The sequence below is a fragment of the Vagococcus allomyrinae genome (genome assembly GCF_017829975.1).
GTDB lineage: Bacteria > Bacillota > Bacilli > Lactobacillales > Vagococcaceae > Vagococcus_D > Vagococcus_D allomyrinae.
The window spans coordinates 236,786-246,595 of sequence record NZ_JAEEGA010000009.1; the positions used below are offsets into that span (position 1 = coordinate 236,786).

11 protein-coding genes are annotated in these 9,810 nt (G+C 39.4%); all 11 read left to right on the plus strand.

Annotation, left to right across the window (positions count from 1 at the left end):
- Positions 1-484, plus strand: a 484-nt coding sequence (locus tag I6N95_RS14955; protein WP_209529373.1) for a hypothetical protein, incomplete at its 5' end; no start/stop codon positions are given.
- A 77-nt stretch (positions 485-561) separates the two neighbouring features.
- Complete coding sequence (locus I6N95_RS14960) at positions 562-1,287, plus strand: MurR/RpiR family transcriptional regulator (protein WP_209529375.1); 726 nt, start codon at positions 562-564, stop codon at positions 1,285-1,287.
- Between the two features lie 275 nt (positions 1,288-1,562).
- Positions 1,563-3,098, plus strand: coding sequence for a PTS transporter subunit EIIC (locus I6N95_RS14965; protein ID WP_209529376.1), 1,536 nt, complete (start codon positions 1,563-1,565; stop codon positions 3,096-3,098).
- Between the two features lie 35 nt (positions 3,099-3,133).
- Entirely contained in the window at positions 3,134-4,459 is a 1,326-nt protein-coding gene (locus I6N95_RS14970) for a 6-phospho-alpha-glucosidase (protein ID WP_209529378.1), read from the plus strand.
- 300 nt (positions 4,460-4,759) lie between these two features.
- A complete protein-coding gene (locus tag I6N95_RS14975) occupies positions 4,760-5,683 on the plus strand; it encodes an ATP-binding cassette domain-containing protein (protein WP_209529380.1) in 924 nt (307 codons plus the stop codon).
- Positions 5,680-6,435 carry an ABC transporter permease gene (locus I6N95_RS14980; RefSeq protein WP_209529382.1) on the plus strand — a complete coding sequence of 252 codons (756 nt, stop codon included), beginning with the start codon at positions 5,680-5,682 and terminating at the stop codon, positions 6,433-6,435. Before I6N95_RS14975 ends, I6N95_RS14980 begins: the two co-directional genes overlap by 4 nt.
- A 68-nt stretch (positions 6,436-6,503) precedes the next feature.
- The gene (locus I6N95_RS14985; protein ID WP_209529384.1) at positions 6,504-6,827 is read left to right on the plus strand and encodes a PadR family transcriptional regulator; all 324 of its coding nucleotides are present in this window, start codon (positions 6,504-6,506) and stop codon (positions 6,825-6,827) included.
- Position 6,828: 1 nt separating this feature from the next.
- Positions 6,829-7,191 (plus strand): DUF1048 domain-containing protein, encoded by a 363-nt coding sequence (locus I6N95_RS14990; RefSeq protein ID WP_209529385.1) that lies wholly within the window; start codon positions 6,829-6,831, stop codon positions 7,189-7,191.
- 574 nt (positions 7,192-7,765) lie between these two features.
- Entirely contained in the window at positions 7,766-8,605 is an 840-nt protein-coding gene (locus tag I6N95_RS14995) for a helix-turn-helix domain-containing protein (protein ID WP_209529387.1), read from the plus strand.
- Positions 8,606-8,663: 58 nt separating this feature from the next.
- Positions 8,664-8,786 (plus strand): hypothetical protein, encoded by a 123-nt coding sequence (locus tag I6N95_RS27460; RefSeq protein WP_283808978.1) that lies wholly within the window; start codon positions 8,664-8,666, stop codon positions 8,784-8,786.
- A complete protein-coding gene (locus I6N95_RS15000) occupies positions 8,783-9,169 on the plus strand; it encodes a DUF1761 domain-containing protein (protein WP_209529390.1) in 387 nt (128 codons plus the stop codon). Before I6N95_RS27460 ends, I6N95_RS15000 begins: the two co-directional genes overlap by 4 nt.
- Positions 9,170-9,810: the final 641 nt, after the last annotated feature.

Consider the following 9,810-nt stretch of genomic DNA (forward strand, 5'->3'; position numbering starts at 1 on the left):
CGCTGAGACCAGTCTATTAACAAAAAAAGACTGGCAACTTGAAGACCAGTCGATAAACCGAATTGAAGTACTAAATAGCCCTCAAGAATTAGTGGTTGCCATTAAACAGTCTCAGGAAATGACAACGACAATTGAACTTGAAGGCAAGGTATCTGAGGCAGTTTCAAGAAAATTGGAAAAAGTAGCCGTTTCTGCGGGCACATTAAGCATTCAACTAGGGGCTAATTCCCCTGTAGGGTTGGCTTATGTATCAGAGAAAAGTGAAAAATTACATCTCACAATCACATTAGGTAAAGAGGTGGAAGTCGGAGAATATTTCTTCGATGGAACGAGCAATATTCAAGTAAAAGTACCAGCTATCTTTGAGGGAAGGTACAAGTTAAACACCAATGGTGAAGGATTTGCCAAGGCACCGAAAACGTTAGAATCACAAAAGAGCTTGCTTGAAGTGGATGCAGCTGGTAACATTCTTATCAGCAAGTAATCCCCTCCAGACCAAGATTCTCTTTATCTTGATATGCTATAATAAGCCTAATGAAGAGAGAGATTAGGGGCAGGCACATGCAATACGATAGTTATAAGTTAGTAAACAAATACAAATTGACCGAAACCGAAACAAAGATTTTAGATTATTTATTAAACAATATAGAAGACGCTTTAGATTGGAATGTCCGTGATGTGGCACGAAACAATTTTTCCTCACCAGCCACTGTGATGAAATTAGCAAAAAAGATGCACTATACAGGATATATCGACATGGTTTATCGGTTGTATTTTGCTTATCATCGTAATAAAGAGTCAAAGGATGAGGCTCTGGATATTTCTTTAGATCAGATGTTCAGCCAAATCACTTCAGCTGATTTTCAACAGGTTATCGATTTATTACGAGAAAATCAGCAACAAGTTTATGTGTGTGGCAGTGGCTTTTCAAGGCCGATCGCAGAATACATCAGCATGAAATTATTAGTCCTAGGCTTTAACTGTATTTTTACTGATTTGTTTGCCGTCTACGATCATCATCAAGCGGAGTCTGGCTTGGTAATCTTAATTTCCAAGTCAGGAGAAACTGGAAATATTATCAAAATAGCGGAGAAAGCCCAAAAGAGCCACTTAAAGATCGTCTTAATGAGCGCAACAAGAGATGGGCGTTTGTCCGAGCTTGCCGACATGACCTTACTAGTTTCTGATGAAAACCGGTTAGATGATCATAATCGCCAACACAATTATTTTTATTCAGGCAGTCTATTTTTAGTGGAGTATCTTATGACCCTTTATTCAAGTGAATAAGCAACAGGCTCAACTGGAGCACCGGGATCTCTGATGGGGGAGATCCTGGTGCTTTTTTAGTTTTAAAGATGGATAACATGTTCACTCATTGGCGTACATGTTTGAAAGCGGTGGCAAGATCTATTTGTTTATGGCAATTGGTGGTAGACTAGCTTTATTGATTAAGTAAGCGATACAGTTCCAACAAAATGAGCTGACTAAGCGGTAACAGTCCAGCGGGATCTTTATGGCAACTCAATCTATATCAATGGTTTCGTGAGGGGAGTTTGAGCTAGATGAAAGAAAAAATGGTTAATAAATTGCAGCAATTTTCCAAAGCAATGATCGGCCCGGTCTTGTTTTTACCGATTATAGGTTTAGGGATTGCCGCTACGAGCGTGATGACAAATACGGCTTTTGTCACAGAAGGGTCAGCTATCTACATCTTTGGTAAATTTATTTCCAGTATTCTCTGGGCAGTCATGAATAACCTAAGCTTCTTCTTTTGTGTGGGAATCGCCATGGGGATGGCGCGGAAGAAAAAAGCGGAAGCAGCATTTGTCGCCGCCATGAGTTTCTTTATGTTTTTAAATGCCAATACCACTTGGCTGATGTTAACAAACAAATTGGCAGAAGGGTTAACCAATGCCGATTTGTACGGTAGTGGGCAAACCTTTGTATTAGGCTTCAAAGTGACGGATATGGGCGTTTTCCTAGGGATTTTACTGGGTGTTTTAGTCGCCTTTATTCACAATAAATACATTGACAAAGAATTTAAAGGGGCTTTTTCAATCTACGGTAATAGCAAATTTGTATTGATCGTGTTGATTCCCTTAATTGCCATCTTTGCTATGGGAGTCACCTATTTATGGCCGGTAGTTCAACAAGGGATTACAGCTTTGACTGGTTTTATGAATTCTGCTGGAGCCTTTGGCGTCTTTCTATACGGTTTTTTAAATCGCTTTTTGATTCCAACAGGTCTGCATCATTTGATTTGGTCACCTTTTGTTTTTTCTTCAGTTGGAGGCCAGATGTTGATCAATGGGGAGATGTATATCGGTGCCAAACCCATTTTTTTAGCAGAAATTGCCGATCCGAGCATTTTAACATTAGACCCTTCTGCCCGTTTCTTAGTATACGGCATGGTTAAAATTTTCGGTATCTTAGGTGTGGCGTTGGCTTTTTACAAAACAGCCTATCCTAAAAATAAAAATCGTGTGAAGACGACGATTTTTCCATCAGCAATCACTTCATTCTTAGTGGGGATTACTGAGCCGTTAGAATTTATGTTTATTTTTTCAGCACCCATTTTATGGTTAGTTTACTCAGTGATCGACGGTTTTTTCCAAATGCTTTCCTATTTGGCAGGGGTTAGAATTAGCGCGACTAACGGCGTCATTGATTTTCTCGTCTACAATATTCCGGCAGGAGCCGAGCGAACTCGCTGGATAGCCTTTGTCTTATTAGGTTTATTGGAAATTGTGGTCATGTATGTGGTATTTAAATTTATGATTGAGAAGTTTAAACTAAAAACCCCAGGCCGTGAAACCGAATTAGTAGTAGCGGAAGGCCCAGTTACTAGTTCAGAAGACGATTTAGGCAGTGCTATTGTGGCAGCATTAGGCGGCGCTGCTAACATTCAAACGGTGGAAAATTGTTTTTCACGTTTGCGAGTCGATGTAACCGAAGAAGCATTAGTTGATGAAGCAGCATTAATGGTCACCGGTGCTTCAGGGATAGTCAGAAAACCCCAACATGTGCAAGTGGTCTATGGTATGAAAATCAACGCCATTCGCACTTTAGTTGACGATGAACTGGGGATTAAGGAGTAATCACCAGTTTTAATAAAAGAAAGAAGGATCGATCAATGAAAAAACAACGAATTGTTATAGCAGGTGGAGGCAGTACTTATACACCAGGAATTGTGGCGATGTTAGCGGATAATATGGAACGCTTTCCGATTGCCGAGATAAAATTATACGATGATTTAGCGGAACGGCAAGAACCAATCGGGGCTGCCTGTGAGATCTTATTAAGAGAAAAAAATCCAGATATTCAGTTTTCCTACACAACAGACCCAGAAGAAGCCTTTACAAATGTGGACTTCTGTATGGCTCACATCCGTGTTGGACTTTACGCCATGCGGGAGCAAGATGAAAAAATCCCCTTAAAACATGGGGTTGTCGGACAAGAGACCTGTGGACCCGGTGGGATTGCTTACGGGATGCGTTCAATTCCCGGTGTCCTTGAAATTTTAGACTATCTGGAAACTTATTCGCCAGATGCTTGGATGCTAAACTATTCCAATCCAGCAGCGATTGTAGCCGAAGCAACACGACGCTTACGCCCAGATTCAAAAATTATCAACATTTGTGATATGCCGATCGCCATTGAATCTATTTTTGCGGATATTTTAGGTTTACCTTCACGGAAGGACTTAGTGGTCCGTTACTATGGTTTAAACCACTTTGGCTGGTGGACCAGTGTGACAGATCAGGCTGGCAATAACTTAATGCCTCGGTTGCAAGAATTTGTCGCAAAAGATGGCTATGCCTTTGAGACGGAAGATTTCCAACATAAACACCCGAGCTGGCAAGCCACATTTAAAAAAGCCAAAGATGTTTACGCCTTAGATCCAAAAACCTTACCAAATACCTATTTGAAATATTACCTGTATCCGGATTATGAAGTGGCTCACTCAAATCCCAATTTCACCCGTGCGAATGAAGTGATGGCAACTCGCGAAAAAGATGTCTTTAATCTTTCGCGGGAGATTATCGCCAAAGGCACAGCTGTCGGGACTTCTTTCCATGCAGGGGCACATGCTACGTTTATTATTGATCTAGCTTGTGCCATCGCATTTAATACCAAAGAAAGAATGTTGTTAATTGTTCCTAACAATGGTGCCATCGAAAACTTTGGCAAAGATGCCATGGTGGAAGTACCTTGCTTAGTTGGCAATCAAGGGCCAGAGCCATTGACCATGGGGACCATTCCGACTTTCCAAAAAGGATTGATGGAACAACAAGTGGCAGTTGAAAAACTGGTCGTTGAAGCCTATATTGAAGGGAGCTATCAAAAACTGTGGCAAGCCATGACTCTATCTAAAACAGTGCCGAGTGCTTCCGTGGCGCAAGCCATTCTCGATGACTTGATTGAAGCCAATCGAGAGTTTTGGCCAGAACTATCATAACTAACTAAGCCGGTGCCTTGCACCGGTTTTTTTCGGATATTTTCTTTTTTGTATCCGTCGTTAATTTGTGAAAATACGTTGTAAATCGTGTCAAATGAAAGGGAAGCTGAGACAGGTTTTTTGACTGAACCTCTCCCTTACTCGAAAGATAGCTGAAGGATGGTTGTGCTAACCTCATCGAGCCTTAAAGCAGCCTTTCTTCCTAGCCATTCACTACATAGTTAGACAAAGTAGTTGACAGAATCACTACTACGTTATACTATATACCTGTACTTAATATTACTAAGTAGGAGGGATCAAATGAATGAAGCAATCAGTGTCAACCAATTAAGCAAGTCCTTTTCTGGCCAAGCTATTATTGATGGAATTGATTTTGTCGTGCCACAGGGCACAATTTTCGCTTTAATCGGCACAAATGGGGCCGGAAAAACCACTGTCGTTAAGATGATGACGACATTATTGACTCAAGATAATGGCTCGATTAAAGTAAGAGGACTAGATACGCTAACAGCATCTCAGCAAATTCGTGAAATCATTAGTTTAACTGGTCAATTTACAGCAGTGGACGATGTTCTGACTGGGCGTGAAAATCTGATGTTAATCGGCAAATTGAGACATTTGAAAAATTATCGAGAAAGGGTGGAGAACTTGTTACAAGAGTTTGAATTAGTGGCGGCGGCTAATCGTTCTGTTAGTACCTATTCAGGTGGTATGCGGAGAAAGCTTGATTTAGCCATGAGCTTAATAAGTGAGCCAGCAATTCTATTTTTGGATGAACCGACCACGGGACTCGACCCTCAAGCGCGAGCCGTTCTATGGCAGAGGATTCGCCAGTTGAAGAAAAAGGGTGTCACAATATTTCTGACCACTCAATATTTGGAAGAAGCCGATCAATTAGCCGATACGGTTGCCATACTTAACCAAGGTAAAATCGCGTTGCAAGGCAGTGTCGCTGAAGTTAAACAACATTTGCCCCAAGGCACGATCGAATTGTCTTTTCCAGATAGGGAAGCCTTAAAGGCAGCTGAAGTAGCAGTTGGCGGTCAAGCAAATGAGGAATTACTATCCTTAACAGTGACGACAAACGATGAAGTGGCAAAAATTACCGACGTTCTCAAGGGACTCCAGCAACGAAAGATTCCAATTTTAGGGTTTTCACAAAAACAACCCACCTTAGACGATGTCTTTTTTTCGATTGTCAACAAACAGGAGGCGACAAAATGAGAGTAGTTGAGGATACTATCGCCTTAACTGGGCGAATGATGAAACACATGACGCGAAGTGTCGATACGATTGTGACAGTTGTCTTAATGCCAATTTTATTTATGTTGGCATTTGTCTATATTTTTGGTGGCGCCATGACAATTCCCATTGGTACCTACAAAGGGTTTATTATTCCAGCCATTCTTTTGTTGACCGTGATTAGTGGTGTGGCCTATTCAGCATTTCGTTTGAATAAGGACGTGACTAATGGAATTTTTGAAAGGTTCCATTCAATGCCCATCGCTAAATCGGCGATTTTAAATAGTCATGTGCTAACCAGTTTGATTTTTAACACAACCTCTGCTGTGGTTGTTTTACTATCTGGCTTACTAATCGGTTTTCGACCTAAAGCAGGTTTATTGGAGTGGTTAGTCAGCTTAGGTTTATTGTTAATGGTGACGCTGGCAGCTTCTTGGATTGCCATTTTGTTTGGCTTAGTCGCCAAAAGCAGTGAAACAGCCAGCGTTTTTTCCTATTTACTGATGGGATTATTATTTATAAGTTCCGGGTTTGTTCCAACCGAAACGTTGCCCAATGCCTTGCGCGGGTTTGCTGAGCATCAACCGATGACACCAATTATCAATACGATGCGGACCTTATTAACAGATGGTAGGATCCCTTCAGAAGTCGGCCTGGCCTTCCTATGGTGTGGCGTTGTCATCCTGATTTTCCAAGCCCTATCCATTACTGTTTACCATAAAAAAATGAGATAATTGACAAAGCTCACAAATAAACATACGATAGGTCATATTGATGGATCGTGAGAAAGTAAGGTGAGAAGATGGACGGTATTACTGAAATGCTAAAAGGTGTTCTGGAAGGAATTATTTTGGAAATTATTAATCGCCATGAAACATATGGTTATGAAATAACACAGAATCTTCAAGAATATGGTTTTGCTGATATTGTGGAAGGCACTGTTTACACAATTCTGCTGCGTTTAGAAAAAAAGGGCTTAGTCATAGTGACAAAAAAGAAATCAAGTGTTGGCCCCATGCGGAAATTTTATTCATTAAATCCAGCGGGTCAAAAAGAATTAAACCTATTTTGGCAAAGATGGGCCTTTATTTCAGCGCAAATTGACAAAATAAAGGAGGCGGAATAACATGAAAAGTCATAATATCGTTGATTATTTTAAACAAGTCCGAGCGGACAAAATCGAGTATCGAGCTCATATGGCCCGTGTCAAGGAACTCCCAAAAGACTATCAAATCGTTTTTGAAGAGGTCCAAAAGTTTTTATGGCAGTTTACGGCTGGTGATGGGATGGACATGATGGTCGGGATGTTTGCTTTAGTCGACTTTTTTGAAGAAGGAGCATCGAACCACGTGCCTATTTTGCAACTGGTCGGAGAAGACGTTGGTACCTTTGCAGAGAATACCCTTCATGAGATGCAAGCCCGTACCTCCGTTAATGAATTAAAACAGAAGATGAATCAGCGGATTGCCAAGAAATTGAGTGAAGAATAAGGGCAGCACTAAGACAATGAGCTATTAGCAAAGGTCAGTCTTATTAGGTGATTTCACACCTGATAAGGAGTCAAAGAAAAATGGCTACACCCCTTTGGGAGTGAAACGACTTTCAAAGGGATGTTTATTTTTTTAGACTGTTAAAGTAAAGAAATAAAGTCAATTGACTAAATTAAGTCTCGAAAAAAGCCCCTTAGTCATAGACTGGGGCGATGTTGAATTAATGACAAAGGAGTAGCCCTCAGTTGGGGACTGAGGGCTAAGAGATGTTTAGTTATCTCAGATAACTAAACCCATGAAAAAGTTTTGTTAGGGTTGTTTGTTGGTATACATTTATATTAACGGGGAAATATGAAGAAATTGTGAGGATAAATGAACGATAATTAGATTATTATGTTAATTAAATTAACTTAATACGTATAGGTGTACTTTAATCAATTGGATTGATTTCTTATCGTGCGTAACATCGTGATTTTTGGTAGAATTATATAGAAAGTATATCATCATTTTTAGATTGAAGAAAATGAAGGGCGAAATACTAAAAAAGGTGATAGATAAATTGGAGGTGATTTGGTTGCGAGTTATTAAGGAAATTATTGACTATATGAATCAAACCGCAAACCAAGGAATTAAAGTTGAAGCAATTGCAGCCAAGTTTGGTTATAGTAAATTTCATTTTAGCCGCGAGTTCAAAAAAATAACAGGAATTTCTCCAAATGAATATTTGGCAGGTATAAAAATAGATAAAGGAATTCTGTCGATGTTACATGGTGAAAGTGTGATCAACTCTCAACTAGAAGCAGGTCACGCCAGCTCAGGGACCTTTGCCAATACATTCTCTAGGCATACAGGCCTGTCACCCCGTGAATATGCTAAGCAAGTCAATGAGTTATATGAGACGGTTAAACATCAAGAGACCGTTGATGAAGATCAAGATAGTTTGTTCTTTAGGAATCCCAATTATCCGACAGTTGTTGCCCCATATAAATTAACCGTACATGTTAAAGTTCCTGATGATTTTCAAGGATTGATTTTTAGTGGGATGTTTTTGAAGCCAAATCCCAATCATCAACCAGTGATGGGGCGGTGTCGCGTAAAAGAATTCACGTATCTTTTTTATCACTTACCAAAAGGACAGTACTATCCTTTAGCCTGTGGCATTAGGAAAAGTCAAAATCCTCTTCATTACTTTGACTTACAAAAAGCGATGCGGGCATGTGATGGACAGTTTGTCACCTTTCCATTAGAAAAAAATGAAGAAATAACGATTGAATTAAGGGAGAAGAAAATAAGTGATCCCCCTCTTATTATCAATTTGCCTAACATCTTGTCAAATGGGATTAAACAACAGCTGGCAAGAAATAAAAAAGCGATCAAAAGAAAAATGAGTTTGAAAAACCGCAAAGTAGAATAAGTTTTGCCAAGCCTCCTTTAGTATGATGGATGTATTATCGTACGAAAGGAGTTTTTTGATGAATAAAAAAAGAGCCTTACAAGCTGTGAGTGAGCCACAAAAAAGTTCAATTAAGGAATGGAATGGAAGTTGGAAAGTAGTTAGCTTACCAGTGATAGCGTTTGAGGTGGGTGTGTTATGACCAGCGGGTACTATTTTGCGGCGATTATCGGGGCAGTCGTTTCATTTATTGCAGGGTGTATTTGGTACACAGTTGTGGCAGGAAAAGCCTGGCAAAAAGAAATGGGGTTATCAGACGATCGGATAAAAGCCATTTTCGTTCCTAAAAAAATGTTGTTAGCCTTTGTATGTGAATGGTTGGCAGCTTTTTGTACGATTGGCATTTTTGTCAACTTACCTGTTAGCTTGATTCATAAAGTGTTTATGCTTGTAACAGTACTTGTTTTTCAAGGCGTAAAATTGTCAATTTTTGATGGTAAAAGTATGAAAGTCATATTTATTAATGAAGGCTATCGTGTGCTCAGCATCGTAATATTAGCGATTACTTACACTATTTTTATCTGAACAAGCCATTGTTTATTTAAAAAAGAGAGGTTATGAAAGGTTTGATTGCTTCCCGATGTTTTGGGTAAAAGGAGTAGCCCTCAGTTGGAGGCTGAGGGCTAGGAGATGTTTAGCTATCTCAGATAACTAAACGAATGAAAAAGTTTTGCTAGGGTTGTTTGTTGGTATACTTATATAGTACTCAAGAGATATGAAAAAGTTGTGAGGATAAATGACTAATAGTATGATTTTTTATTAAAAGAAAGAATCTTACGATTAAAAACGTTGATTTGATGAGTGAATCTGATCATCAGTAACCAAAACGTTTTTCATCGCTATCAATGAGTGTGTTACTGAAAAATGGAGGAAAATTAAGGAGACAAGAAAAATTAGGGGTGAGAAAGAAAATCCCGATATTTACGTTAGAATCATAAGATGAGAAGTTGAAAAAAAATCAAAAAGTTGATATACTTTAGATGTAAAAAAGAGCCCTGCTAGTAACGAGGCTGCTGAAAAACGAATAGGTTTCTTTCGTTTTTATCTTTAGAGATAAAATAATAAGGGTCCAATCCCTGATTTTGGGATTGGAACCTTATTTTATTCTCTTTTATTCATTCATCAGAGTCATGATTCTTTTTAAATTCGTTACAAACAACGTCGTG